This is a genomic window from Rhizorhabdus wittichii, assembly GCF_017607425.1.
Classification (GTDB): Bacteria; Pseudomonadota; Alphaproteobacteria; order Sphingomonadales; family Sphingomonadaceae; genus Rhizorhabdus; species Rhizorhabdus wittichii.
Genome location: NZ_CP059319.1, coordinates 4,537,040 through 4,561,265 on the forward strand (window position 1 = coordinate 4,537,040; position 24,226 = coordinate 4,561,265).

Below are 24,226 nucleotides of genomic sequence, written 5' to 3' on the forward strand. Positions count from 1 at the left end.
TAGGTGGGACAGATGCATCCCATTATGCTTGCCGATTTCCCGCCGCGCGCGCGGCTTCCTAAGACTTTCCCGTAGAATTTCAGACCGGCCCGACCGGCGCGTCCCGACGCGCCGGCGGGCCCGACCAATGGGAGAGCTCCATGCGAAAGGTGATCGTGACCTGTGCCGTCACGGGGGCGGTGCATACGCCGTCGATGTCCCCCCATCTGCCGAAGACGCCCGACGAGATCGCCGCCGCGGCGATCGAGGCGGCGGCGGCGGGGGCTTCGGTGGTCCATCTCCACGCGCGCGATCCCGAAAATGGCAAGCCGAGCCAGGACCCGGCGCTGTTTCGGCGCTTCCTGCCCCAGATCGCCGAGGCTTGCGACGTCGTCATCAACATCACCACCGGCGGCGCGCCGACGATGGGGATCGAGGAGCGACTCCAGCCCGCGCTCACCTTCCAGCCCGAGATCGCCTCGCTCAACATGGGGACGATGAACTTCGGCCTCTACGAGATGCTCGGCCGCTTCCGCGAGTTCCGCTACGACTGGGAGGAACCCTATCTGCGCAACAGCGACGCGAACATCTTCCGCAACACCTTCCGCGACATCGAGCATATCCTGAAGAGCTGCGGCGCCAACGGCACCCGCTTCGAGATCGAGTGCTACGACGTCGCCCATCTCTACACCGCCGCGCATTTCCGCGATCGCGGGCTGCTCGAAGGGCCGCTGTTCATCCAGACCGTGTTCGGCATCCGCGGCGGCATCGGCGTCCATTACGAGGACATCGCGATGATGAAGCGCACCGCCGACCGGCTGTTCGGCGACGACTATGTCTGGTCGGTGCTCGGCGGCGGCCGCCACCAGATGCCGATCGCGACGATGTCGGCGGCGATGGGCGGCAATGTCCGCGTCGGGCTGGAGGACAGCCTGTGGGGCGCCCCCGGCCAGCTCGCGACCAGCAATGCCGAGCAGGTGCGCCGCATCCGCACCGTGCTCGAGGCGCTTTCGCTCGAGGTCGCGACCCCCGACGAGGCGCGCGCCATGCTCAAGCTCAAGGACCGCGCGTCGGTGAAGGTGTCGGCATGACCCTGATCCGCACCGGCCGCGGCCCCAATCCGCTCAAGGGCTGGAAGGTCGACCCCGCCGCCATCCGCCATGTCGGGCGCGACCTGCAGCGCCCCGAATGCATCCTCGCCGAACGCGACGGCAGCCTGTGGTCGGCCGACGCGCGCGGCGGCGTGATGCACATCGCCCCCGACGGAGCGCAGACGCTGATCACCCAGACGGTCGACGGCCATTTCGACCTGGCCGGCGACGCGGCGGCGAGCCTGCTGACCGGCACCCTGCCCAACGGCCTCGCCTTCGCCCGCGATGGCGACATCATCATCTCCAATTTCGGCACCGACCGGCTGGAGATCATGGACCGCCGCGGCGAGACGCGGGTGCTCGCCGACAACATCGACGGCCGGCCGCTCGGCAAGGTCAACTTCGTGCTGCGCGACAGCCGCGACCGGCTGTGGATCACCGTCTCGACGATGATCAATCCGTGGAGCGACGCGGTGACGCCCAACATCGCCGACGGGTCGATCTACCTGCTCGACGCGCGCGGGCTGCGGATGGTCGCCGACGGCTTCATGTTCACCAACGAGATCCGCTTCGACGCCGAGGAGGAGTGGCTCTACGTCGCGGAGACCACCGGCAAGCGGGTCAGCCGGCTGCGCGTTCAGCACGACGGATCGCTCACCGACCGCGAGGTCTACGGGCCGTCGAGCCTCGGCACCGGGACGATCGACGGCATCGCCTTCGACGCCTACGGCAATCTCTGGGCGACGATGATCATGGCCGACCGGCTGGTCGCGATCACCCCCGACGGCGAGCTGCTCGAACTGCTCGACGACGGCGACCGCCAAGCGACCGCGCGGTTCGAGGCGGAGTTCGCCTCGGGCAAGCCGGTCAGCTTCGAGACGATGATGGCCTGCGGCGGCGACGTCGCCCGCTGGATGGCCAGCGTCACCTTCGCCGGGCCCGACCTGCGCACCGCCTGCCTGGGCAGCCTGCGCGGCACCAGCATCGCCTGTTTCGACTCCCCGATCGCGGGCCTGCCGATGGTCCATTGGTGACCGCCGGCCTCCCCTGGACAGCAAGGACCAAATCCGCATGAGCACCCCATCCTTCGCCCTCGGCAGCTTCGCCGGAGACGGCGGCACGCCCTTTCCCGCGCTCGTCATCGGCGAGCTCGTCCATCCGCTCGCGGGCCTGCCCGGCTTCGAGGGCATCCGGTCGATGCTCGACCTGTTCGACGACTGGGACAATCTGTGGCCGCTGCTGCGCGACCAGGCCGCCCGGCGGGCCGCCGATCCGGGGCCCCGCGCGCTGGCGGCGAGCATGTTGCAGGCGGTCGCGCCGATCGTGCCGCGCCAGATCATCTGCTCGGGCGCGAACTATCGCAAGCACGTCATCGACATCATGATCGACCAGGATCACGGCCTCAACGTCGGCCGCTCGCGCGAGGAGCGGCGGATCGAGGCGGTGCGGGTGATGGACCATCGCGCGGCCAAGGGGCAGCCCTTCGCCTTCCTCAAGCCCTTCTCGTCGATCCTCGGCCCGTTCGACGACCTGGCGGTGCCCGCCGACAGCGAGCAGCTCGACTGGGAACTGGAGCTGGGCGTGGTGATCGGCAAGCCGGCCCGCCGCGTCGGCCGCGACCACGCGCTCGACCATGTCGCCGGCTATGTCGTCGTCAACGACATCAGCGTCCGCGACCATCTCTACCGGCCCGACGTGCCGCAGCTCGGGCTCGACTGGGTGTCGGGCAAGAGCGGGCCCGGCATGCTGCCGATGGGGCCGCTGATCGTGCCCGCCGCCTTCGTCGCCGATCCGCAACAGCTGATGATCACGCTCAAGCTCAACGGCGAGGTCATGCAGCATGAATCGACCGCCGACATGATCTTCCCGATCGCGCGGCTGATCGAAGCCTTCTCGGTGCACATGCAGCTCCTGCCGGGCGACATCATCTGCACCGGATCGCCCTCGGGCAACGGCACCCATTTCGGCCGCTTCCTTCGGCCCGGCGACGTCATGGAGGGGACCATCGAAGGGCTGGGCACGCAGCGCAACCGCTGCGTCGCCGAACGGCTCGCCGAGGGGGCGGTGCTGCACCGGCCCTTCGTCCCGCTGGAGCCCGCCTGACAGAAAACCCTGTCGGTTTAATGGTTTGACGGGCCGCTCATCCTTCGGGACGGGCGGCCCGTTCCGCATCAGTCGCGCTAATGGGCCGCATCTCCATATACGATTTTCACAATGGCATGGTCTGGCGGAATATCGATCGCGAGGACGCAAGATCCAGATCATGGGGGAGTGAATGCGACTACATCACCTGTTTGCCGCCGCCGCCGTCGCGGCCATTGCCACCGGTTCCGCCCAGGCCCAGACGGCGCCCGCCGCCGACGCCGACAATATCGGCCTGGAGGAGATCGTCGTCACCGCGCAGAAGCGCAGCGAGAAGCTCCAGGACATCCCGGTGACCGTCACCGCGCTGGGCGCCGAGGCGCTCGAACGGCGGCAGGTGCTGTCGGTCTCCGACCTCCAGTCGATCGCGCCCGGCGTGTCGGTCGGCCAGCATGCCGGCTACAACCGGCTGTTCATCCGCGGCATCGGCCTGACCTCGATCTCCTCGGGCCAGGACCCGAGCGTCTCCTTCCAGGTCGACGGCGTCGTCATCGGCCGGCCCTCGGCGCAGCTCGCCTCCTTCTTCGACCTCGAACGGGTCGAGGTGCTGCGCGGCCCGCAGGGCACGCTCTACGGCCGCAACGCGACCGGCGGCAGCGTCAACCTGATCACCCGCAAGCCGACCCGCGACCTCAGCGGCTATCTCGACCTGACCTACGGCAATTACGACCGCATCCAGCTCGACGGCGCGATCAGCGGGCCGCTCGATGGCAAGGGCGACGTCCGCGCGCGCATCGCCTTCCAGAAGGTCAAGCATGACGGCTATGGCCGCAACGTGACCCTCAACGAGGACGTCAGCGACCAGGACAGCTGGGCGGTGCGCGGCATCCTCCAGGTCGATCCCGCCGCCAATGTCGATATCACCCTCTCCGCCGATTATGCGCGCGAGGACGACCATAATTATCCGTTCAACGGCTTCGGTCCCTATCGCTCCGACGTGCCGATGCCGGGCCTGCTGCTCGGCGGCACGCTGCTGCCCAACAGCCGCGACGTGACGACCGAGGTGCCGACCCGCAACGACCGCACCTTCTGGGGCCTGTCGGGCACGATCGGCGTCGATCTGGGCGGGGGCCTGCGCTTCCAGTCGATCACCGGCTATCGCAAGTCGCGCCGCGCCAACATCAACGATCCCGAGACGACCTCCTATGCGGTGTTCTCGCCGACCCTGACGGCGGAGAACGCCCGGCAATTCTCGCAGGAGCTCCAGCTCCTCTACACCAGCGACCGGCTCAACGGCGTCGCCGGCCTGTTCTACTACGATGAATCGCTCAAGGCGGAGCTCGACCTCGGCTTCCCGGTGATCGGCGCCGCCCTCGGCTTCCCGGCCGCCGACTATCATGAGGACGGCACGATCGACATCAAGGCCTATGCGGCCTTCACCCAGTGGACCTATGAGGTGGTCGACCATCTCCGGCTGACCGCCGGCGTCCGCTACAGCGACGAGAAGCGCCGCTCGAACGGCACCTTCACCATCTTCAGCTTCATGCCGCCGCCGAACGCCGCCAACGTCGTCGTGCCCGTCCATGTCGACAAGAGCTGGCACGCGCTGACGCCGAAGTTCAGCATCGACTACAAGCCGGTCGAGAATGTGATGCTCTATGCGTCGGCGACGCGCGGCTTCAAGAGCGGCGTGCTGCTGAGCGGCAACCCCAATCCGCCGGTCAATCCCGAATATATCTGGTCCTATGAGGCGGGCATCAAGTCGAGCTTCCTCGACAACCGGGTCCAGCTCAACGCCGCGGCCTTCTACTACGACTTCAAGGACCTGCAGGTTAACCGGATCATCAACGTCTCGATCGTCACCGAGAATGCGGCGGCGGCGCGGGTCAAGGGGGCCGAGGTCGAGCTGCGGGCGCGGCCGGTCGAGGGCGTCACGCTCAACGCCGACGCCACCTATCTCGACGCCACCTTCCGCAAATACAGCACCAAGCATCCGGCCCGTCCCGAACTCGGCCTGCTCGACCTGTCGGGCAACCGGCTCGCCAACGCGCCGAAATGGTCGCTCAACGCGGGCGCGGAGTTCGACCTGCCGATCGGCGTGCCCGGCCGGCTGTCGGCGCGCGGCGACGTCGCCTGGACCGGCAAGGTCTATTTCACCGAGTTCAACGAGAATCTCCTCTCGCAGGACGCGGTGGCGACGGTCGACGCCTCGCTGCAATATGAGAGCGAAGACGGCCACTGGCGCGCCAGCCTGTTCGGCAAGAACCTGACCAACCGCAAGATCGTGGCGAACAAGTTCATCGCCGCGCAGACGACCGGCTTCGCGCTCAATGGCGGCTTCAAGCCGCCGCGCACCTACGGCCTGCGGGTCGGCTACCGGCTGTAGCGCCCGCCCCCTTCCCTCTCGCCGTCCCGTTCAGGGACCGCGACCAACGCGCCGGATCGAAGCCCGTCTTCGGTCCGGCGTTTTCGTGTCGGCACCCGTCACGCAATATAGCCTGATTCGTCAAATAGGTGGATCGTGTAGGTCGCCGAGAGGATGGATTTCCTCCGCCGGTTCCCCTGCTGGACTCGTTCCAGACTGCATGGAGCCACGTCCTCCGCCCCTGTCGTCATTCCCGCGAAAGCGGGAATCTATGGACGGCGGCCCGCAAGAGACTGGATGCTCCGCAACCGTGGATTCCCGCTTTCGCGGGAATGACGACAGGGCGGCGTGATTCGATACCATCCGTAAAGCCTGCATCGGATCGAACCGTCCATTTTCCGGCAGAGACCGACCGTCGCTCCAGCGTTCGATTGTTATATGACATTCTTGTTCAAATCATATTGACCGTCATCGGGCGGCGTTATAATTTGGACAAATAAGTCATTTCGAAAACAGAAAGCTGGGAGGGGCTGACAATGGCAATCGAAATTCGTCCTGTTCGGATCATGTCCGCGCTGGCGGCGGGCGCGGCGCTCTGGCAGGTGCCGGCGCTGGCGGCCGCGCAGACCGCCGCCGCCGTCGACGATTCGGGCATCGCCGAGATCATCGTGACGGCGCAGCGCCGCTCCGAGAGCCTGGAGAACGTGCCGATCTCGATCACCGCCGCGACCGCCGACATGCTGACGGCGCGCGGCGTCAATTCGATGCGCGACATGATCGCCGCGGCGCCCAGCGTCACCCTGGTCACCGTCGCCGGCTATCTGCAGCCGCGCATCCGCGGCATCGGCAACGCGGCGGTCGGACCGGGCTTCGAGGGCGGCGTCGCGGTCTATGTCGACGGCGTCTACCAGGCGGCGCCGCAGGCCAATCTGTTCTCGCTCGCCAATATCGAGCGGGTCGAGATTCTGAAGGGGCCGCAGGGCACGCTGTTCGGCCGCAACACGACCGGCGGCCTGATCCAGGTGATCACCCGCCAGCCGAGCCATGATTTCGGCGGCACCGCATCGGTGACCGCCGCCAACTACCAGGATTTCACCGGCGATATCTATGTCACCGGCGGCCTGTCCGACACAGTGGCGATGAACTTCGCCGGCCATGCCGAGGTGCAGGGCAAGGGCTGGGGCGACAATATCGTCACCGGCAAGGACGCCTATCGCACCTATCACGACGTCGCCGTCCGCTCGTCGCTGCTGTTCGAGCCGAGCGACGCGACCAAGGTCCGCATCACCGGCGACTATCTCGACAACCGCAACAACATCAGCCCGTCGACCGTGCTGGCGCCGGGGACCGGCTTCCCCTTTCCGGGCCTGATCCTCCCCACCAGGACCTGGGACACGGCGAGCGACGTCCAGCCGAACAGCCGCGTCAAGAGCGGTGGCGCCACCGCGCAGATCACCCAGGATCTCGGCTTCGCCTCGCTGGTCAGCATCAGCGCCTATCGCAAGGCGCGCTACAGCCTCGTCTTCGACGGCGACGTCAGCAACCTCAAGCTGGTGTCGATCGACATCGGCCAGTCGGACCGCCAGTTCAGCCAGGAGGTCCAGCTCACCTCCAACCCGGATTCGAAGATAAGCTGGGTGCTCGGCGCCTTCTACTTCAACGCGGCGGGCCGGTTCGATCCCAACGGCGTGGCGCTGGACGGCTTCGTCAGGCCGTCGAGCCCGCTGGGCCCGGTCACCGGCAGCTTCAGCTATGCCCGGCTGGGGACGCGTTCGCTGGCCGGCTATGCGCAGGCGACCGCGCCGATCACCGACGCGACCAGGCTGACCCTCGGCATCCGCTACACGCGCGAGCGCAAGAGCCTGACCGATATCGAGAGCTTCACCACTTTCGCCGCGCTGCCGGCCCCGGTGCCCGGCGCGCCGGTCGCGGACCGCAGCGTCCGCTACAACCGGCCGACCTGGCGGGTCGCGGTCGACCATCGCTTCTCGCCGCAGCTGCTGGTCTATGCCTCCTATAATCGCGGCTTCAAGAGCGGCGGCTTCAACGGCCAGTTCCCGACCGACGCGGCCTATCTGCCCGAACGGCTCGACGCCTATGAGGTCGGCGCCAAGGCCAATCTGTTCGACCGCCACCTGCGGATCGACGTCGCCGGCTTCTATTACGACTACAGCAACATCCAGGTGTCGAAGTTCATCGGATCGCAGCAGAGCTTCTACAACGGCGCGGCGGCGCGGGTGTACGGCCTCGACGTCGATTTCGAGGCGAAGCTGAGCAGCCGGCTGTCGCTGTCGGGCGGCATGACCCTGCTCCACGACCGCTTCACCCGCTTCCCCAATGCGGTGATCTCGACCCAGGTGCCGACCGGCATCGTCATCACCACCGGATCGGCCAAGGGCAACCGCCTGCCGGTGACTGCCGATTTCAGCGCGACGCTGACCGCGACCCACCGCACGCCGCTGAGCTTCGCCGACCTGCTGGTCGACCTCAGCTACACCTATAATGACGGCTATTTCACCCAGCCCGACAATATCCTGCGCCAGCCGTCCTACAACCTGCTGGCGGCGGGGGCGCGGCTCGACTTCCCCAACGGGGTCAACGCCCGGCTGTGGATGCGCAACATCCTGAACGAGAAGATATTCAACACGCTCCAGGCGGGTACGTTCGACAGCAACGCCTCCTATCAGGCGCCCCGCACCTACGGCATCACCCTCGGAGTGAAATTCTGATGACATCGCAGCGCGTCAGCCGTCGTTCGATGCTGGGGGGCATCGGGCTGGCGGCGGCCGTCGCCGCCGGCGGCGCACCGGCCGTCCGGGCGGCGACGGCGTCGGCGTCCTCCGCGACGAAGCTCTACCTGCTCGGCACCGGCGGCGGGCCGATGCTGGGGGGCGAGCGCGGCATGGCGGCGAGCGCGCTGGTGGTCGGCGACGCGGTCTACCTGATCGATTGCGGCTATGGCGCGTGCGAGCGCATCTCGCGCGCGGGCCTGTCGGTCGCGGCGATCGGATCGGTGTTCATCACCCACAACCATGCCGACCATCTGCTCGACTATGGTTCCTTCCTGTTCTTCTCCTGGTTGCAGGGGCGGCGCGACGAACTGCGCGTCTACGGGCCGCCGCCGCTCCGCAAGATCACCGACGACCTGCTGTCGGCCAATGCGCTGCCGCTGCACTATTACAAGGAGGACATGCACTCGCCGCCGATGCCGCCGGTGCGGGTCGACGAGATATCCGCGGCGGGGCCGGTCATGCAGGACGACCGCGTCCGCGTCCGGTCGGTCGTCGTCCACCATCCGCCGGTCGAGCCGGCGCTCGCCTATCGCTTCGACACGGCCGACCGCTCGGTCGTCTTCTCGGGCGACACCTCTCCGTCCGACGCGCTGATCGGCCTCGCCAGGGGCGCCGACATATTGGTCCACGAGGCCTGCGACGTGGCGCGGACGATCGAGATGATGAAGGGCGCGCCGCCGCCGGCCGACGGCGACGCCCGGATCAACGGCGCCGGCAGCTCGGCGCCGCAGGGCTATGATCCCGCCAAGTTCGCCGAGCATGTCCTCAAGGCGCACACCTCGGTGGCCGACGCCGCGAAGGTCGCCGCCGCGGCCGGGGTCAAGACGCTGGTCCTCCACCATCTCTCGCCGGGCAGCTCGAAGATCGTCCCCGACGCGGCCTGGATCGCCCAGGCGCGGCCGCATTTCGCGGGCGAGATCGTCGTCGCCCATGACGGCGCCATCCTCTGACCAACGGTAAAAAAGCTTCCATGGAAACGATCAGAACCGGTGTCCTCGTCGTCGGCGCCGGGCCGGCCGGGCTCGCCGCCGGCCTGCTGTTGCAGCGCCAGGGCTGCGACGCGCTGACCATCACCCGCTATGGCTGGACCGCGCACACGCCGCGCGCCCACCACATCAACCCGCGCGCGATGGAGCTGCTGCGCGGCCTCGGGCTGGAGGAGGCCGTCCGCCGCCGCGCCTTTCCGCAGGGCGCGGTCCGGAACGTCGTCTGGTGCGTCAGCCTCGCCGGGCGCGAGATCGGCCGGCTCGAACATTATCATTCGTCGGGGCCGGGCGGCTATCATGACAGCTCGCCCTGCGACCCCGCCAATATCGCGCAGCACAACCTCGAGCCGATCCTCGCCGAGGAATTGCTGCGGCGGGGCGGCAAGCTGCTGTTCAACATGGACTGCCTCGCCGTCGAGCAGGACGAGGGCGGCGTCCGCGCCACCGTCCGCAACCGGGCGACCGGCGAGACGGTCCGCATCGAGGCCGACTATCTGGTCGGCGCGGACGGCGCCAACAGCCTGGTCGCGCGCGACATCGGTCTCGAACTGGACGGGCCGGCCGGCTGGGGCGCGGCGATCAACGTCTGGATCCGCGCCGATCTCAGCCGTTACGTCGCGCATCGCCCCGGCGCGCTGTTCTGGACCAACCAGCCGGGCAGCCCCTTCTGGATCGGATCGGGCGTGTTCGTCGCGGTCGAGCCGTGGGACCAGTGGATGGTCACCTTCATGTACGATCCCGCCACCGGCGAGCCCGACCTCGACCATGATGTGCTGGTCGATCGCATCCGCCACATCGTCGGCGATCCCGACGTCGCGGTGGAGATCCTCCACGCCGGCACCTGGCTGATGAACGCGCAGGTCGCCCGCAGCTATTCGCGCGGCCGCGTCTTCTGCGTCGGCGACGCGGTCCATCGCCACTCGCCCGCCAACGGGCTCGGCGCCAACACCTCGATGCTCGACGCCTATAATCTGGCGTGGAAGCTCGACCTCGTGCAGCGCGGCGTCGCCGATCCGGCGCTGCTGGAAACCTATGGGGTCGAGCGCCAGCCGATCGGCGCGGCGGTGATCGCGCGGTCGATGAAGAGCGTCGGCGAATTCCCCGCCGTCGCGGCGGCGCTCGGCTATGCGCCGGGCCAGACGGTGGCGGAGGGGCAGGCGTGCCTCGACCTGCTGTCGGCGCCGGGCGAGGCCGGCGAGCAGGTGCGCGCGCGGGTCGCCGAGGCCTTCGCGCTCCAGGCCTATCAGTTCAGCGCCGCCGGCTTCGAGCTCGGCTATCATTATCCCGAGGGCGCGGTCGTCGATTGCGGCGTCGCCTACCGGCCGAGCGCCGACCCCGACCTGATCCACCGGCCGCAGGTCTGCCCCGGCGCGGTGCTGCCGCATGCCCGGCTGGTCGGCCGCGACGGGGTCGAGCGGTCGACGCTCGACATCGTCTCCGACGGCGGCTTCCACCTGCTCACCGGTCCCGGCGGGGAGGGGTGGCGCGACGTCTGCCGCGCCGTCGCCGACCGGTTCGGGCTCGACATCGGGGTGAGCCTGATCGGGCCCGGCGGCGACCATGAGGACAGCTACCAGGCGTGGCGCGGCCTGCGCGAGACTGGCGATTCGGGGGCGATCCTCGTCCGGCCCGACACCCATGTCGCCTGGATGGCGCCGGCCTTCTCGACCGAAGCGGGGGAGGAGCTGGCGCGTGGAGTGGCCGCCCTGCTGGGGCGTTCGTCCTAGGCTCGTTCCAGATGGGACCGAGGCATGTCGTCAGGCCCCCCGCCGTCACTCCCGCGAAAGCGGGAGTCCATGGTTACGGGAATCCGGCTTCTTGCGGGCCGCCGTCCATGGATTCCCGCTTTCGCGGGAATGACGGAAAGATGAGGAAAACCGACAGGCTGCGATCGAGTCCGAAACCATCGGCCGGATCAGCCCTTCTCCACCGGGAAGGAATAGGCCCGCGCCGCCGCGGCCCGCGCATCGTCCTCCTCGATCGGGATGGAGGCCAGCGCCCGCGCCTCGGCCGGGTCGAGGCCCAGCGCCACCGCCATCTCCCCGGCGGCGAGGTCGATATGGTCGTTGCCGACCTTCTCGACCAGCACCCGGTGGATCGTCATGATCTGCATGCCCAGGCCCATGTCGATCGCGACGGCCATCGGCATCGCGCGCAGCCGGCCGCTCCCGAACGCCGCCTCGAACTCGGCGGCGATGAACTCCTTGGCGCCGGCGTTGAGCGGCCCGGCGAGCGGCATGGTGCGCAGCAGGATCCAGCCGCGCGCCGCATCGGACACCGCGAAGCGGATGAACAGCCGGAAGGCGAGGATGATCCGCTCGATCGGGTCCTCCATCTCGTCGATCGCGCCCGAGATGACCGAGTTGATCGCGAAGGAGACGTCGTTGCCGACCGCGCGGAACAGCTCGTCGCGCGACTTGAAATGATTGTAGAAGGTGCCGCGCGCGACCTTCGCCTCGGCGATCACGTCGTCGATCGTCGGCGCTTCGGCGCCGTGCACGGCGAACAGGCGGTAGGCCGCCTGCATCAGCTTGTTGCGCGACTTGGCGCGCCGCTGCTCGCCCACCTCGACCCTGCGGGCGAGCTGGACCGGGTTCAGCCGCGACGTGCGGGGGGCGGTCCGCGCCTTGCGCCGGGCCGGCTTGGCGGCTTCGCTCGATTCCGGGCGCGGCGCTCCGTCCTCCAAGATGATGCTCTCCATGGGCGAAAGGGTCGGAATGAGCCCTTTCGGATTGACGATGTAGTCCATTGGCCATGCGAACGCCACCCGGAACGGTCGGAAATCCGGGCTCTCGGCGGGCGGAAGCCATTTTGTCCGAACCGTATATTGCAATATGGTCGACAATCCTACAAGATGTCGGCCATCGATTTGGGAAGGGATGTCGAATGGATTTGGAGAAGCGCGCCGTCGCCGCCGATTTGCTGCATGAATTCTGCTGGCGGGCGGACATGGGGATGGGGGACCGCATCGCCGAGCTGTTCACCGACGACGCCACCGTCGACGCCCCCCATTTCCAGCTCGCCGGCCGGGCCGAGATCCACGACTGGTTCAGCGCCCGCGCGAAACCCGGCGAGCGCAAGGTGCGGCACATCCTGTCGAACCTGCGCTTCGACGAGCGCGCCGACGGGACGATGGGCGTCACCGCCTACGCCATGGTCACGATGCTGCTGCCGACCGGCGAGGCCGCGAAGGTCGCGGTCGGCACCTCGACCGACGAGCTGCGCTTCGACGGGCAGCGTGCCCTGTTCGCCGCCCGCCGGCTCGACATCGCCTTCGAGGGCCGCTTCGCGGTCGAGGGAGGCGCGGCATGAAGTTCGCGACGATCGCGCTCGACGGCGCGGCGGTGCCGGCGCTCGTCCGTGATGGAGCCGCCTTCCCCTTCGCCTCGCTGGCGCCGGACCTGCCGGCCTCGATCGAGGCGCTGCTCGCCGGCGGCGATGCGGCGATGGCCCGTCTCCGCCACGCCGCCGACAGGGCGGGCGAGGGCGTCGCGCTGGCCGATGCCCGGCTGCTCGCCCCGCTGACCCGGCCGTCCAAGCTGCTCGGCATCGGCTTCAACTATTCGAGCCATGTCGAGGAGGTCCGCGCCAAGGGCATTCCGATCCCCGACCTCTCCAACCAGATCTGGTTCAACAAGCAGGTCAGCGCGATCGCCGGCCCGTTCGATCCGATCCACCTGCCCGCCTCGTCCGAGCAGCTCGACTATGAATGCGAGCTGGGCATCGTCATCGGCCGGCGCTGCCGCCATGTCGCGGCGGCCGACGCGCGCAAGGTGATCGCTGGCTATCTGGTCGCCAACGACGTCAGCGTCCGCGACTGGCAGCTCAAGGCGCCGACCGCGACGCTCGGCAAGTCGTTCGACACCCACGCGCCGATCGGTCCCTGGATCACCACCGCCGACGAGGTCGCCACCCCGGACGATCTCGCGATCCGGACGCTGGTCGACGGGACGGTGGTGCAGGACGGCCGGACCAGCGAGCTGGTCAACGGCATCGACGCGATGATCGCCTATCTGACCCAGGTGATGACGCTCGAGCCCGGCGACATATTGCTCACCGGCACGCCGAGCGGCGTCGCGGCGGGCCGCAACCCGCCGGCCTGGCTGCGCGAGGGGCAGGTCGTCCGCGTCGAGATCGAGGGGCTCGGCCATATCGAGAACCGGGTGGTGGCCGAACCGCTCGACCAGACGAGCTTCATCCAATGAGGCAGGGCGCGACGCGGCGCGGCGGCGAGGTGCCGGAATGAAGGCTGTGGTCCTCGATCGGCTGGGCGGGCTGCCGCGTCCCGCCGATTTCGCCGAGCCCGACCTGCAGGGGGCGGAGACGCTGGTGCGGGTGGCGGCGGCGGCGATCAAGCCGATCGACCGGGCGATCGCGGCGGGCACCCATTATGCCAGCCCCCGGGCGTTGCCGGTGGTCTGCGGGCTGGACGGCGTCGGCGCCGATGCGGCGGGCGAGCGGGTCTATTTCATGGCGACGCGGCGCCCCTATGGGGCGATGGCGGAGCTGGCGCCGGCGGCCTGGACCGTACCGGTGCCCGGCGCGCTCGACACCGCGGCGGCGGCGGCGGTGGTGAACCCGGCGATCGCCGCCTGGCTTCCGCTCGAATGGCGCGGCGGGCTCCGGCCCGGCCAGTCGGTGCTGATCCTCGGCGCCACCGGCAATGCCGGGCGGATGGCGGTGATGGTCGCCCGGCTGCTCGGCGCGGGACGGGTCGTCGCCGCCGGGCGCAACCGGGACGTCCTCGCCGGCCTCGGCGCCGACGCGACCGTCGACCTGTCGCTGCCGCGCGAGGATCTCGTCGCGCGCTTCTCGGCGGTGATCGGCGACGGCCTCGACGTCGTCGTCGACTATCTCTGGGGCATGCCGGCGGAGGCGCTGCTCGAAAGCCTGACCAAGGGTGATCTCCACGCCGCCGGGCAGGCGACGCCGATCCGCTTCGTGTCGGTCGGGGAGATGGCGGGGCGCGACATCACGCTGCCGTCGGCGCTGCTGCGCGGGTCGCGGATCGAACTGCTCGGCAGCGGCACCGCCAACATGCCGCCGCTCGACCGGATGAAGCGGATCACCGCCGACATCCTCGCGCTCGCCGCCGAGGGGCGGCTCGATGTCGGGATCGAGCGCTATCCGCTCGCCGACGTCGCACGGGCCTGGGAGCAGGCGGCGACCGCCGACCGGCGGCCCGTGGTGATGATCTGATCGAGTCCCTCTCGTCATTCCCGCGCAAGCGGGAATCCATGGACGGCGGCCCGCAAGAGGCCGGATGTCCCGTAACCGTGGATTCCCGCTTGCGCGGGAATGACGGATGAGGTGGTGAGGGTGCGCGCGACCCGTTCAGGCCGGCTCGAATTCCCGGAGCCGGCTGCGCAGATTCTCCTCGACCGTGTCCAGATGCTCCTCGAACAGCCGGACGGCGCGGTCCTCGTCGCGGGCGACCAGCGCGGCGATGATCTCGTCATGCTGGTGCATGCCCTCGCTGGCGCGATGGGTGAGCGGACCGTCGAGATTCTGCACCCGGATGATCTGGCGCGAGGTGACCAGGTGGACGTCGGCCAGCGGCTCGTTGCCGCTCGCCAGCACGATCGCGCGGTGGACGCTGTTGTTGAGCTTGAGGAAGCCGTGGATGTCGTTGCGCGCCATGGTGTCGCGCATCTGTTCGTCGAGCTCGGCGATGTCGCGCAGCTCCTCTTCCTTCGCCGAGCGGCAGGCGAGGCGGACGGCGAGCAGCTCGAGCGCGCGGAGCAGCTCGAAATTCTGCAGCGTCTTCTCGGGCGTCGGCGCGGTGACGACCGCGCCGCGATTCGGCGTCACCTCGATCAGCCCTTCGGCGACCAGGCTCTGGTAGGATTCCCGCAGCGGCGACCGCGAAATGCCGTAGCGCTCGCACAGCAGGCGTTCCTGCAGCCGCGTCCCCGGCCGCCACACCCCGTCGATGATCTCCTGCCGGAGCCGGTTGCAGACTTCCGACTGGAGCGAGGAGCGTTGGATCCGGGTGTCGTTCATGCTGGCTGGGTATCGCATCCGGTATCATGTCGACAAGATGCCATCGCCTCAGTCGCGATGCATGTCCCAGGGTGTCATGCCCTCGGGGAGTTTGGGACGTCGGGTGATCTGGTCGAGGGGTGTTCCGGCCTCATAGGCGGCGATCATCTCCTCGGGATCGAAGACGATGCCCATGAAGTTCTCCTCATAGGCGCCGGAGGCGAAGAAGCGCTCGACGCCCTCGACGTCGAACACGTCGTACTGGAGCTCGACCTTGGTGCCGTCGGGATCGCGATAGTACATCGAGATGGTCGGGCCGTGGTTGATCGTCCAGAAGGGCGCGATGCCCTGGGCCTCGAGCCGGCGGTAGGTGGCGAGCAGGGCGCCGAGCTCGGCATAGGTGAAGGCGATGTGCTCGGGCCCGGCATTGGCCATGTCCTGGTCGCGCAGGTCCGGCATGTTGATGATGCCGATGCGGTGATGCTCGTCGTCATAGGTCATGAAGCTGAGCTGCGCATTCTCGTAGGAGGGCTGCGCGTCGAGCACCGTCGACCACCATGCCTTGCTCGCCTCGAAGCGCGGCGTGCGGATCACCACATGCGCCAGCTTCGACGGCTTCACGGCTTCGGGATAGGCGGCGGCCAGATTGCGCGCGGCGGTCATGCTGGTGTCCCTCATCATCTTGTTTGAATATTGTCGACCATAATACGATATTAATGTCAACAAACGCTTGACGGATCGATTTTGGCGTGGCTTGATCAGTTTGTCCGATGGTCGACAATCTTAAAGAGCGCATCCGACAATAATCGCGAGCGGTGGCGACGAACGAGGTCCGCCCCGCATCGCCGTCCAGGGAGGGAGCAACATGCGGCAGAAGAATCTTCGGGAAACGTTCCTGGCGGGGGCGGCGATCGCCGCGCTGCTGGCGTCGCCCGCCATGGCGCAGGATGCGCCGGCCGGGGAGGGCGCGCCGTCGGGCGACATCGTCGTCACCGGCACGCGCGTCGTCCGCGACGGCTATCTGGCGCCGACCCCGACCACCGTCGTCGGCGTGGCCGAGATCCAGAAATCGGCGCAGGTCCAGCTCGCCGACTATATCAACCAGCTTCCACAGCTCTCCAATTCGTTGTCGCCGACCACCAACCGCAACGGTTCGTCGTCGGGGGCGAGCTTCCTCAACCTGCGCGGCCTGGGGGTCAATCGCACGCTGGTGCTGCTCGATGGCCGCCGCGTCACCCCGTCCTCGCTGACCGGCAACGTCGATTTCGCGCTGCTGCCGCAGGCGCTGGTCCAGCGGGTCGACATCGTCACCGGCGGCGCCTCGTCGGCCTGGGGCTCGGATGCGGTCGCGGGCGTCGTCAACCTGGTGCTCGACCGCGAGTTCAAGGGGCTGAAGGGCGAGATCGTCAGCGGCATTTCGGACCATGGCGACGGCGGCCAGTTCAAGGCCAATCTCAGCTTCGGCACGCCCTTCGCCGACGGGCGCGGCCATTTCATCGCCAGCGTCGAGCATAACGAGCTCAAGGACGTTCCGCGCGCCGGATCGCGCGACTGGTACAAGGGCTGGAACATCGTCAACAACCCCGCCTATGTCGCGGGCGGCTCCGCGCCGATGCGGCTGCTGGTGCCCAATGTCGGCCTGTCGCGCAGCACGCCGGGCGGCCTGATCTCGGCGGGTCCGCTGGCGGGCACGCAGTTCCTGGCGGGCGGGGAGCCGGCGCGGTTCAATCCCGGCTCGGTCAGCGGCCTGCTCTCCTATGGCGGCGACGGCTATCTCGCTGGCCAGGACCAGCAGCTCCTGACCCCGGTCAACTGGGACACCGTCTACGCCCGCGCGGAATATGAGGTCTCGCCGGCCTTCACCCTGTTCGCCGACGGCAATTACGCCAAGGCCGACTCCTCCTATTCGGTGCGCCTCTACCAGCGCGACGGCAACATCACGATCAGCCGGCAGAACGCCTATCTCGATCCCGTCACCGCCGCGCGGATGGATGCGGCCGGGCTGACCAGCTTCCAGCTCGGCAAGCTCCACACCGACCTGCCGGTCGCCAAGGTCAAGAGCAGCCGCGAGCTGATCCGCGGCGTCGTCGGCGCGACCGGCGATCTCGGCGGAAGCTGGTCCTACGACGCCTATTATCAATATGGCCGGACGCTGTTCGACACCGCCGCCGTCAACAACGTCATCACCGCCAACTACAACAACGCGGTCGACGCGGTCGACCAGGGGCTGATCCAGACCGGCGTCGCCAACGGCAACATCGTCTGCCGGTCGAGCCTGACAAGTCCCGGCAACGGTTGCGTGCCGTTCGACGTGTTCGGCACCGGCGGCGTCTCGCAAGCGGCGCAGGACTATATCTTCGGCGAGGCGACCCAGAGCACCGTCATCAAGCAGCAGGTCGCCGCCGCCAACCTGCGCGGCGAGCCGTTCAGCCTGTGGGCGGGGCCGGTCTCGGTCGCGCTCGGCGTCGAATGGCGCAAGGAGCAGTATAACGCCCGGCAGCCGGACCCGATCTCGCTGACCAACGGCTTCTTCCTCGGCAACTACAAGCCGTCGGCGGGCTCCTTCAACGTCCGCGAAGGCTATTTCGAGGCGGTGGTGCCGCTGCTCGTCGACCTGCCCTTCGCCAAGCGGGTCGAGTTCGACGGCGCGGTCCGCTATACCGACTACAGCACCAGCGGCAGCATCGCGACGTGGAAGGCGGGGCTGTCGTGGGAGGTCGACGACCAGCTCCGGCTGCGCGGCACCATCTCCCGCGACATCCGCGCGCCCAACCTGAACGAGCTGTTCCTCGCCAGCGCGTCGACCAATTTCGCGATCGTCGATCCGGTCGCGGGCGGCAATTATTCGGTGCGCCGCGTCGTCGCCGGCAACCGCAACCTCGGCCCCGAGCGGGCGATCACCAAGTCGGCGGGCATCGTCTACCGGCCGAACTGGTTCCCCGGCTTCTCCGCCTCGGTCGACGTCTACGACATCAAGATCGACGACGCGATCTTCACCCCCGACGCGCAGGTCGTGATCGACCAGTGCCAGGCGGGCGTCCAGGCGCTCTGCGCCGCGATCAGCCGGGGCGCCGGCAATCTCGTCACCGAGATCCGCGTGCTGCCGCAGAATGTCCTGTCGGAACGCGCGCGGGGCCTCGACATCGACGCTTCCTATCGCCGCCCGCTCGGCGAGGGGCAGCTCTCGATCCGCGCGCTCGCCAGCCATGTGTTCAAGCGCGAAGTCGACTCCTTCGGCACCTTCCTGCGCTATGACGGCGTGACCGGCGACGGGCTCGGCCTGCCCAAATGGCGCGCGCAGACCACCGTCACCTACGACCGGGGCGGCTTCTCGACGACGCTGACCAGCCGCTATGTCAGCGGCGGCGTCCTCAACAAGGCGTGGGGCCCGGCCGACATCGACGACAACAGCACCGCGAGCCGGACCTATTTCGACCTGTCGGCGAGCTACACCTTCTCGCGCACCCACGGGACCGAGATGCAGATCTTCGGGGTGGTCCAGAACCTGTTCGACAAGGACCCGGCGGTGTCGGTCGCGACCAGCGGCAACGCCTTCACCAGCACCGGCACCAACGCCAGCTTCTTCGACACGATCGGCCGGCAGTTCCGCGTCGGCGTCCGGTTCCGCCGGTGAGGCGCCGGTCGCTCGCGGTCGCGGCGGCCTGCGCGCTGCTGTCGACCCAGGCGTGGGGCCAAGCGAACCTCGAACGCTTCGCCGCGCCGCCGCCGACCGCCGACGAGGTGATGCTGCAATCGGCCGACGAGTTGGGCGAGCCCCGGCATTTCTGCGCCGACGTGCCGGGGTTCGGCGTGCTGAGCGCCGGCCTGACCGGCTGGGAGCCGCGCTGGCCGCTCGAGGTGCACACGTGCAAGCTGGGGCTGCCCAAGTCGCATTATTTCTTCGTCGACCAGCTCGTCTCGCGCAGCGCCTTCGCCGATCGCGGCCAGATCCGCTTCACCCGCTTCGACCTCTGCGCCGAGGTCCATCGCACCGGCGCGACGCCCGACAGCGTCGTCCGCGAGGATAGCTGGGTCGTGCTCGCGCCGTGCGGCGCCAGCCCGCGCCAGCGCTTCCGGCTGGCGGCGAACGGCGAGATCCGGTCGGAGGTCGACCCCGCCAAATGCCTGACCATCGGCCTGGAGGCGCACGAGGCGGGCAACCGCGCGCCCGGCCAGCCCTGGCTGCAGCGGGCGCTGACCGTCAGCAGCTGCGCGCCGGCCGAGGCGCCGCGCCAGGCGTGGCGGCTGTCCGCGCCCGGCCCCGATCCTTCCTGAACCCACCCACGCCACGACTATGAAAAGAGGGGAATGCATGATGAGATTGTTCGCCAAACTGGCCCTCGGCCTGGCCGCGTCCGCCGTCGCCACGGCCGGCGCGCAGGCCGCCCAGCTCGTCCAGGCGAGCCCCAGCGTCTGGTGGGTGAAGGGCGATCGCCTCGGCGCCGCGATATCGAGCGTGATCGTGACCAAGGACGGCCTGATCGTCATGGACGCGACCTGCCGCAGCGAGGGCACCGCGGTGTGGCTGAAGGGCGAGCTCAAGAAGCGCTTCAACCTGCCGGTCCGCTATGTGATCGAGAGCCACGACCATGAGGACCATATCTGCGACCTCGACGTGTTCGACGACACCGCCGTCACCATCGCCCATGACAAGAACCGCGAGGCGATCGTCCGCGAAGGCCGCAACACCTCGGTCCCCGACATCACCTTCAGCAAGGAGGCGACGATCTGGCTGGGCGGCAAGCAGGTCAAGCTGCTCTATTTCGGGCCGACCCACAGCGACAATCTGATCCAGGCCTATCTGCCCGACGAGAAGGTGCTGATCGCGCCCGACTTCATGCAGCGCGGCAAAGGGCTGATCCCCGACTTCCGCGACATGGACGTCGACAACATGCTCGACACCTGGAACACCGTCTATCGCATGTACGACATCGACGTGATCATCAACGGTCACGGCGGCGTCTCGCCGAAGAGCGACATCCTCAACAACATCGAATATGTCACCGCGCTCCGCAAGGCGGTGCTCGACGAGATGGTCAAGGGCACGCCGCTGCCGAAGATCCTCGAAACCGTCACCATGCCCGAGTTCAAGGACTGGCGCGGCTATTCGATGTGGCTGAAGGCCGACATCGTGACGATGTGGGACTATCTCTACCGCAAGCGCGAGCCCAATGTCGGGCCGATGCACGGCGCCTGGCAGAACGTCGTCGACAAGATCATGAACGGCGCCGCCGAGGCGACCAACACCGCCAATCCCAACGCCGCCGAGGAATGATGCGGACGGGATGGGGGCCGACGCCCCCATCCCGCATTCCACGCGGGAAGGGAGAGGATATGAGCGAGCAGTCCCGATCGGCCCGGCGGGTGATCAATCCGCCGTCGATGCCGGCGCCGCCGGGATGGAGCCATGCGGTCGCCGCCGGCGGCTGGCTGTTCGGCGGCGGGCTGATGGCGACCGACTATCGCGACGGCCTGCGCGCGGAGGCGCGGACCGATCCCGACCGGCCCTGGGCGAGCGAACCGCTCGACGCCGAATCGCGGCTGATCCTCGACGATCTCGGCGCGGTGCTGGCGGCGGCGGGGTGCGACCGGCGGCGCGACCTCGTCCGCGTCTGGCAGTGGATTCGCGCCCGCTATCCCGACGACGCGGCCTATGCGGCGGGGCAGGCGACCTGGCCGGCCTTCCCGTCGGGCACGCCCTATGCCCGCAACCTCGGCGCGATGGTCGGCGATCCGCAGCGCTCGTCGACCGGCATCGGCGTGCGCCAGCTACCGGTGCCCGAGGCGCTGCTGTCGGTCGACTTCATCGCGGTCGAGCCGCGCCCCGGCGTCGAGAAGCGCGGCTTCGCCATGCCCGACGACGTGCCGCAGCCCAAGATCGGCTATTCGCCCGCGACCCGGATCGGCGACTGGGTGTTCCTCGCCGGCTTCGGCGCGACCGACTTCAAGGGCGACTGGATGGCGACCGCGCATATGGGACCGCGCGGCATGATCGCGCCCGAGGCGCGGGTGAACCCCTATATCTGGCTGGGGTCGGAGATCGAGGCGCAGACCGACTATACGCTGCGCACGATGGCGCGGATGGCGGAGGCGGCTGGCACCAGCCTCGACCGTTGCGTGAAGGCGGACGTGACGGTGCGCCATCCGTCCGACGTCGCCGGGATGGAGCGGGTCTGGCGCCGCTACTTCCCCGACGATCCGCCCGCCCGCAACCTCGTCACCGGCGCCGAGCTGGTCATCAAGGGCACGCGGGTCGAGATCGCGATGCTGCTGCTCGCCGGCGATTCCGGCTTGTCGCGGCGCGGCATCACGCTGGCGGACGGGCCCGCGCCGCCCGGCCATGCCCCGCTCGCGGTCCATGCCGGCGACTTCCTGTTCACCAGCGGGCTGCTCGCGCTCGACGCGACCGGCAAGGTGCCCGCGGGCTGGCGCGCGGGCGCGGACGTGCCGCATTTCCGATCGCCCGCGCGCGACCAGGCGACGGCGATCCTCGATACGCTGTCGCGGCTGTGCGCCGAGGCGGGGGCCTCGCTGGCCGACGTCTGCAAGGTGCAGGCCTTCCTCGACGACCTCGCCCATCTGCCCGAGATGCTCGGCGCCTGGCGCGAGGCCTTCCCCCACGAGCCGCCGGCGCTGTCGGCGGTGGCGATGGGCGGCGGCGACCCGCTGATCGCGCCCGGCGCGGTGATGCAGTGGGACGCGATCGTCCACGCACCCGCAGGAGACAAGTCCGCATGACGCCCGCTGCCCGCACATTCTGGCTCTGCTTCGCCGTGGCGATGCTCGATGGCTTCGACACGCTGGTGATATCGTTCATCGCCCCCGCCTTCGCGGGCGAATGGGGGCTCGCCGAAGCGCAGGTCGGCCGCATCTTCGGGGCGGGGCTGGTCGGGGCCGCGATCGGCGCGGTCGGTGGCGGCGCGCTCGCCGACGCGATCGGCCACCGGCGGACCCTGCTCGGCTGCGTCACCCTGTTCGGGCTGCTGACCATGGGCTGCGCGATGGCGCCCGACATGGGGACGCTGATCCTGTTCCGCCTGCTCGCCGGGCTCGGTCTCGGCGGCGCGATCCCCGCCATCTCGGCGCTTGCCGCCGGCAGCGTCGGGCCGGAGCGCCGCAGCGCGACCGTGACCCGCATGTTCCTCGGCTTCCCGCTCGGCGCGGTGGTCGGCGGCATGGTGGTCGCGGCGATGATCGGGCCGCTCGGCTGGCGCTCGGCGCTGTGGATGGGCGGCATCCTCGCGCTGCTGCTGGTGCCGGTAATCTTCGCCTGGATCGGCGATGCGCGGCCGGGCGCGCACCATGGCGACGCGGCGGACGCGGCGCGCGAGCCGGTGCTCGGCGGGGGCCGCCGTACCGCCGCCCTGTCGCTGTTCGCCGCCGCCTTCCTGATCCTGCTGGTCGGCTATTTCCTCGTCTCCTGGGCGCCGACGATCCTGGTTCGCGCCGGGGCGACGCCCGAACGGGCGATCATCGGCGCGGTGCTGCTCAACGTCGGCGGGATCGTCGGCGCGCTGGCGCTGACCCGCATCCTCGACCGGGTCGGGCCGTTCCGCGTCGCCGGCTTCGCCCTGCTGGTCGGGGCCGCCTTCACCGTCGCGCTCGGCAGCCACCTGCCCAGCGCGGTCGTCGCCACGCCGCTGCTGGTGCTGGCCGGCGCGACGGTGATCGGCGCGCAGCTCACCCTGCCGTCGCTGGCGGCGGCGCTGTTCCCGCCCTCGGCGCGCGGCCGGGGCGTCGGCTTCACCATGGGCGTCGGCCGGCTCGGGTCGATCGCCGGGCCGCTGATCGGTGGCGAGATGCTCGGCGCCGGCCTGTCCGACCAGGCGCTGTTCGCCTGCGTGGCGGTGCCGGTGCTGCTCAGCGGGCTGATCCTCCGCTTCGCGCATGGCCGGCGGCCCGCCGCCGGTCAGGGATAGACCGGCACCGTCGGGCGGATCGGCTCGGGCTGCGGTTCGACCCGGTTCTCGATATGGCCGAGCCGCTCGATCTCGACCCGTACCACGTCGCCGGGCTTCAGATAGCAGGGTGGGTCCATCAGCCCGCCGACCCCGGCCGGGGTGCCCGTCGACAATATGTCGCCCGGTTCGAGGGTGAAGGCGCTGGTCAGCTCCTCGATCATGTCGCCGATCCGGGCGATCATGTCGCCGGTCGACCCGCTCTGGCGCAGCTCGCCGTTGACATGGGTGGTCAGGCGCAGCGCGTGCGGATCGGGAATCTCGGCCTTCGTCGTGAGCCAGGGGCCCATCGGGCCATGGCTGTCGAACGACTTGCCGAGCATGTGGGTCGGCGCGCGGAGCTGCCAGTCGCGCACCGACACGTCGTTGCAGACCAGATAGCCGGCGACCACCGCCATCGCGTCGGCCGCCTTCACGCCCCGGCAGCGGCGACCGATCACCACGCCCATCTCGCCCTCATAGTCGAGCTGGTCGGACAGGACGGGTTTCTCGATCGGCAGATAGGGGCCGTTGACGCAGCTCGTCTGCTTGTTGAACCAGACCTGGGTCGGGCTGCGCACCATGCCGATCTTCGCCGACTCGGCGAGGTGCGAGGCATAGTTGCCGCCGAGCGACAGGAATTTGCGCGGGTTCGGGATCGGGGCGAGCAGCCGCACCGCGTCGAGCCGGACCCGCCTCGTCGCGGCGGCGGCGAGCGCGCGCAGCGCGGGTTCGAGCCCGTCGCCATGCGCGTCGAGCAGCGCGCGGACGTGCGGCGGCGCGTGCGGGACGGTGGAGAGGTCGACGATCTCCCCGCCCTCGATCACGCCATAGCCGACGCGGTCTTCATCCTGGAACGTGACGATCTTCATGGGGTCTCCTCCGTGGAAAAGGGCGGCTTCGCCCGCCGCGAAGAGCGGCATTGACATTTTTGACGTTTATGTCCAAATTGATGAAATAGGTCAAATCGAAACAGCCGCCGCAACGACGGCCGGGAATCGAGGGAGAGTCG

19 protein-coding genes are annotated in these 24,226 nt (G+C 69.0%); 15 read left to right on the top strand and 4 right to left on the bottom strand.

Features of this window, described 5'->3' with window-relative positions; genetic code table 11:
* The first annotated feature begins 140 nt into the window (after positions 1–140).
* From HRJ34_RS21840 to HRJ34_RS21870, 7 genes are all read left to right on the top strand, one after another.
* Positions 141–1,070 carry a BKACE family enzyme gene (locus tag HRJ34_RS21840; RefSeq protein ID WP_012048520.1) on the top strand — a complete coding sequence of 310 codons (930 nt, stop codon included), beginning with the start codon at positions 141–143 and terminating at the stop codon, positions 1,068–1,070.
* Complete coding sequence (locus tag HRJ34_RS21845) at positions 1,067–2,104, top strand: SMP-30/gluconolactonase/LRE family protein (protein ID WP_208632386.1); 1,038 nt, start codon at positions 1,067–1,069, stop codon at positions 2,102–2,104. The genes HRJ34_RS21840 and HRJ34_RS21845 overlap by 4 nt, the downstream gene beginning before the upstream one ends.
* 37 nt (positions 2,105–2,141) lie before the next feature.
* Complete coding sequence (locus tag HRJ34_RS21850) at positions 2,142–3,173, top strand: fumarylacetoacetate hydrolase family protein (RefSeq protein ID WP_208632387.1); 1,032 nt, start codon at positions 2,142–2,144, stop codon at positions 3,171–3,173.
* A 172-nt stretch (positions 3,174–3,345) separates the two neighbouring features.
* A complete protein-coding gene (locus tag HRJ34_RS21855) occupies positions 3,346–5,538 on the top strand; it encodes a TonB-dependent receptor (protein WP_208632388.1) in 2,193 nt (730 codons plus the stop codon).
* A 545-nt stretch (positions 5,539–6,083) separates the two neighbouring features.
* Positions 6,084–8,246, top strand: a complete 2,163-nt coding sequence (locus HRJ34_RS21860; protein ID WP_148218917.1) for a TonB-dependent receptor — start codon at positions 6,084–6,086, stop codon at positions 8,244–8,246.
* Entirely contained in the window at positions 8,246–9,259 is a 1,014-nt protein-coding gene (locus HRJ34_RS21865) for an MBL fold metallo-hydrolase (protein ID WP_208632389.1), read from the top strand. Before HRJ34_RS21860 ends, HRJ34_RS21865 begins: the two co-directional genes overlap by 1 nt.
* 20 nt (positions 9,260–9,279) lie before the next feature.
* Positions 9,280–11,022 carry an FAD-dependent monooxygenase gene (locus HRJ34_RS21870; RefSeq protein WP_208632390.1) on the top strand — a complete coding sequence of 581 codons (1,743 nt, stop codon included), beginning with the start codon at positions 9,280–9,282 and terminating at the stop codon, positions 11,020–11,022.
* A gap of 188 nt (positions 11,023–11,210) precedes the next feature.
* Here HRJ34_RS21870 and HRJ34_RS21875 read toward each other — a convergent pair whose 3' ends face one another.
* Positions 11,211–11,996, bottom strand: a complete 786-nt coding sequence (locus HRJ34_RS21875; RefSeq protein ID WP_226948895.1) for a TetR/AcrR family transcriptional regulator — start codon at positions 11,994–11,996, stop codon at positions 11,211–11,213.
* 185 nt (positions 11,997–12,181) lie between these two features.
* Here HRJ34_RS21875 and HRJ34_RS21880 point away from each other — a divergent pair, with 185 nt between their 5' ends.
* Genes HRJ34_RS21880 through HRJ34_RS21890 form a run of 3 tightly spaced genes read left to right on the top strand, consistent with a single transcriptional unit; the run spans position 12,182 to position 14,494 of the window.
* A complete protein-coding gene (locus tag HRJ34_RS21880) occupies positions 12,182–12,607 on the top strand; it encodes a nuclear transport factor 2 family protein (protein WP_012048512.1) in 426 nt (141 codons plus the stop codon).
* Positions 12,604–13,500 (top strand): fumarylacetoacetate hydrolase family protein, encoded by an 897-nt coding sequence (locus HRJ34_RS21885; protein ID WP_208632391.1) that lies wholly within the window; start codon positions 12,604–12,606, stop codon positions 13,498–13,500. The genes HRJ34_RS21880 and HRJ34_RS21885 overlap by 4 nt, the downstream gene beginning before the upstream one ends.
* Before the next feature lie 37 nt (positions 13,501–13,537).
* The gene (locus tag HRJ34_RS21890; protein ID WP_208632392.1) at positions 13,538–14,494 is read left to right on the top strand and encodes a quinone oxidoreductase family protein; all 957 of its coding nucleotides are present in this window, start codon (positions 13,538–13,540) and stop codon (positions 14,492–14,494) included.
* A gap of 135 nt (positions 14,495–14,629) precedes the next feature.
* Here the strand turns inward: HRJ34_RS21890 and HRJ34_RS21895 are convergent, their stop codons facing one another.
* Together HRJ34_RS21895 and HRJ34_RS21900 are read right to left on the bottom strand one after the other, a co-directional pair.
* Positions 14,630–15,298, bottom strand: a complete 669-nt coding sequence (locus HRJ34_RS21895; RefSeq protein WP_016746692.1) for a GntR family transcriptional regulator — start codon at positions 15,296–15,298, stop codon at positions 14,630–14,632.
* Positions 15,299–15,346: 48 nt separating this feature from the next.
* Positions 15,347–15,958, bottom strand: a complete 612-nt coding sequence (locus HRJ34_RS21900; RefSeq protein WP_226948896.1) for a VOC family protein — start codon at positions 15,956–15,958, stop codon at positions 15,347–15,349.
* Positions 15,959–16,142: 184 nt separating this feature from the next.
* On the opposite strand from HRJ34_RS21900, the gene HRJ34_RS21905 reads away from it, so the two are divergent.
* The 5 genes from HRJ34_RS21905 to HRJ34_RS21925 are packed head-to-tail and all read left to right on the top strand — an operon-like array spanning position 16,143 to position 23,196.
* A complete protein-coding gene (locus HRJ34_RS21905) occupies positions 16,143–18,911 on the top strand; it encodes a TonB-dependent receptor domain-containing protein (RefSeq protein WP_208632393.1) in 2,769 nt (922 codons plus the stop codon).
* Positions 18,908–19,552: an RICIN domain-containing protein gene (locus HRJ34_RS21910; protein ID WP_012048506.1), complete on the top strand. Its 645-nt coding sequence runs from the start codon at positions 18,908–18,910 to the stop codon at positions 19,550–19,552. The genes HRJ34_RS21905 and HRJ34_RS21910 overlap by 4 nt, the downstream gene beginning before the upstream one ends.
* Before the next feature lie 37 nt (positions 19,553–19,589).
* Positions 19,590–20,552: an MBL fold metallo-hydrolase gene (locus HRJ34_RS21915; RefSeq protein WP_208632394.1), complete on the top strand. Its 963-nt coding sequence runs from the start codon at positions 19,590–19,592 to the stop codon at positions 20,550–20,552.
* Positions 20,553–20,611: 59 nt separating this feature from the next.
* A complete protein-coding gene (locus HRJ34_RS21920) occupies positions 20,612–22,015 on the top strand; it encodes a RidA family protein (RefSeq protein WP_208632395.1) in 1,404 nt (467 codons plus the stop codon).
* Positions 22,012–23,196 carry an MFS transporter gene (locus tag HRJ34_RS21925; protein ID WP_208632396.1) on the top strand — a complete coding sequence of 395 codons (1,185 nt, stop codon included), beginning with the start codon at positions 22,012–22,014 and terminating at the stop codon, positions 23,194–23,196. The genes HRJ34_RS21920 and HRJ34_RS21925 overlap by 4 nt, the downstream gene beginning before the upstream one ends.
* Here the strand turns inward: HRJ34_RS21925 and HRJ34_RS21930 are convergent.
* Entirely contained in the window at positions 23,187–24,086 is a 900-nt protein-coding gene (locus HRJ34_RS21930) for a fumarylacetoacetate hydrolase family protein (protein WP_012048502.1), read from the bottom strand. The genes HRJ34_RS21925 and HRJ34_RS21930 overlap by 10 nt on opposite strands.
* Positions 24,087–24,226: the final 140 nt, after the last annotated feature.

Coding starts and splice junctions, on each gene's coding strand:
- HRJ34_RS21840 (WP_012048520.1), top strand. CDS start 141: ATGCGAAAGGTGATCGTGACCTGTGCCGTCACGGGGGCGGTGCATACG.
- HRJ34_RS21845 (WP_208632386.1), top strand. CDS start 1,067: ATGACCCTGATCCGCACCGGCCGCGGCCCCAATCCGCTCAAGGGCTGG.
- HRJ34_RS21850 (WP_208632387.1), top strand. CDS start 2,142: ATGAGCACCCCATCCTTCGCCCTCGGCAGCTTCGCCGGAGACGGCGGC.
- HRJ34_RS21855 (WP_208632388.1), top strand. CDS start 3,346: ATGCGACTACATCACCTGTTTGCCGCCGCCGCCGTCGCGGCCATTGCC.
- HRJ34_RS21860 (WP_148218917.1), top strand. CDS start 6,084: ATGTCCGCGCTGGCGGCGGGCGCGGCGCTCTGGCAGGTGCCGGCGCTG.
- HRJ34_RS21865 (WP_208632389.1), top strand. CDS start 8,246: ATGACATCGCAGCGCGTCAGCCGTCGTTCGATGCTGGGGGGCATCGGG.
- HRJ34_RS21870 (WP_208632390.1), top strand. CDS start 9,280: ATGGAAACGATCAGAACCGGTGTCCTCGTCGTCGGCGCCGGGCCGGCC.
- HRJ34_RS21875 (WP_226948895.1), bottom strand. CDS start 11,996: ATGGAGAGCATCATCTTGGAGGACGGAGCGCCGCGCCCGGAATCGAGC.
- HRJ34_RS21880 (WP_012048512.1), top strand. CDS start 12,182: ATGGATTTGGAGAAGCGCGCCGTCGCCGCCGATTTGCTGCATGAATTC.
- HRJ34_RS21885 (WP_208632391.1), top strand. CDS start 12,604: ATGAAGTTCGCGACGATCGCGCTCGACGGCGCGGCGGTGCCGGCGCTC.
- HRJ34_RS21890 (WP_208632392.1), top strand. CDS start 13,538: ATGAAGGCTGTGGTCCTCGATCGGCTGGGCGGGCTGCCGCGTCCCGCC.
- HRJ34_RS21895 (WP_016746692.1), bottom strand. CDS start 15,298: ATGAACGACACCCGGATCCAACGCTCCTCGCTCCAGTCGGAAGTCTGC.
- HRJ34_RS21900 (WP_226948896.1), bottom strand. CDS start 15,958: ATGATGAGGGACACCAGCATGACCGCCGCGCGCAATCTGGCCGCCGCC.
- HRJ34_RS21905 (WP_208632393.1), top strand. CDS start 16,143: ATGCGGCAGAAGAATCTTCGGGAAACGTTCCTGGCGGGGGCGGCGATC.
- HRJ34_RS21915 (WP_208632394.1), top strand. CDS start 19,590: ATGATGAGATTGTTCGCCAAACTGGCCCTCGGCCTGGCCGCGTCCGCC.
- HRJ34_RS21920 (WP_208632395.1), top strand. CDS start 20,612: ATGAGCGAGCAGTCCCGATCGGCCCGGCGGGTGATCAATCCGCCGTCG.
- HRJ34_RS21925 (WP_208632396.1), top strand. CDS start 22,012: ATGACGCCCGCTGCCCGCACATTCTGGCTCTGCTTCGCCGTGGCGATG.
- HRJ34_RS21930 (WP_012048502.1), bottom strand. CDS start 24,086: ATGAAGATCGTCACGTTCCAGGATGAAGACCGCGTCGGCTATGGCGTG.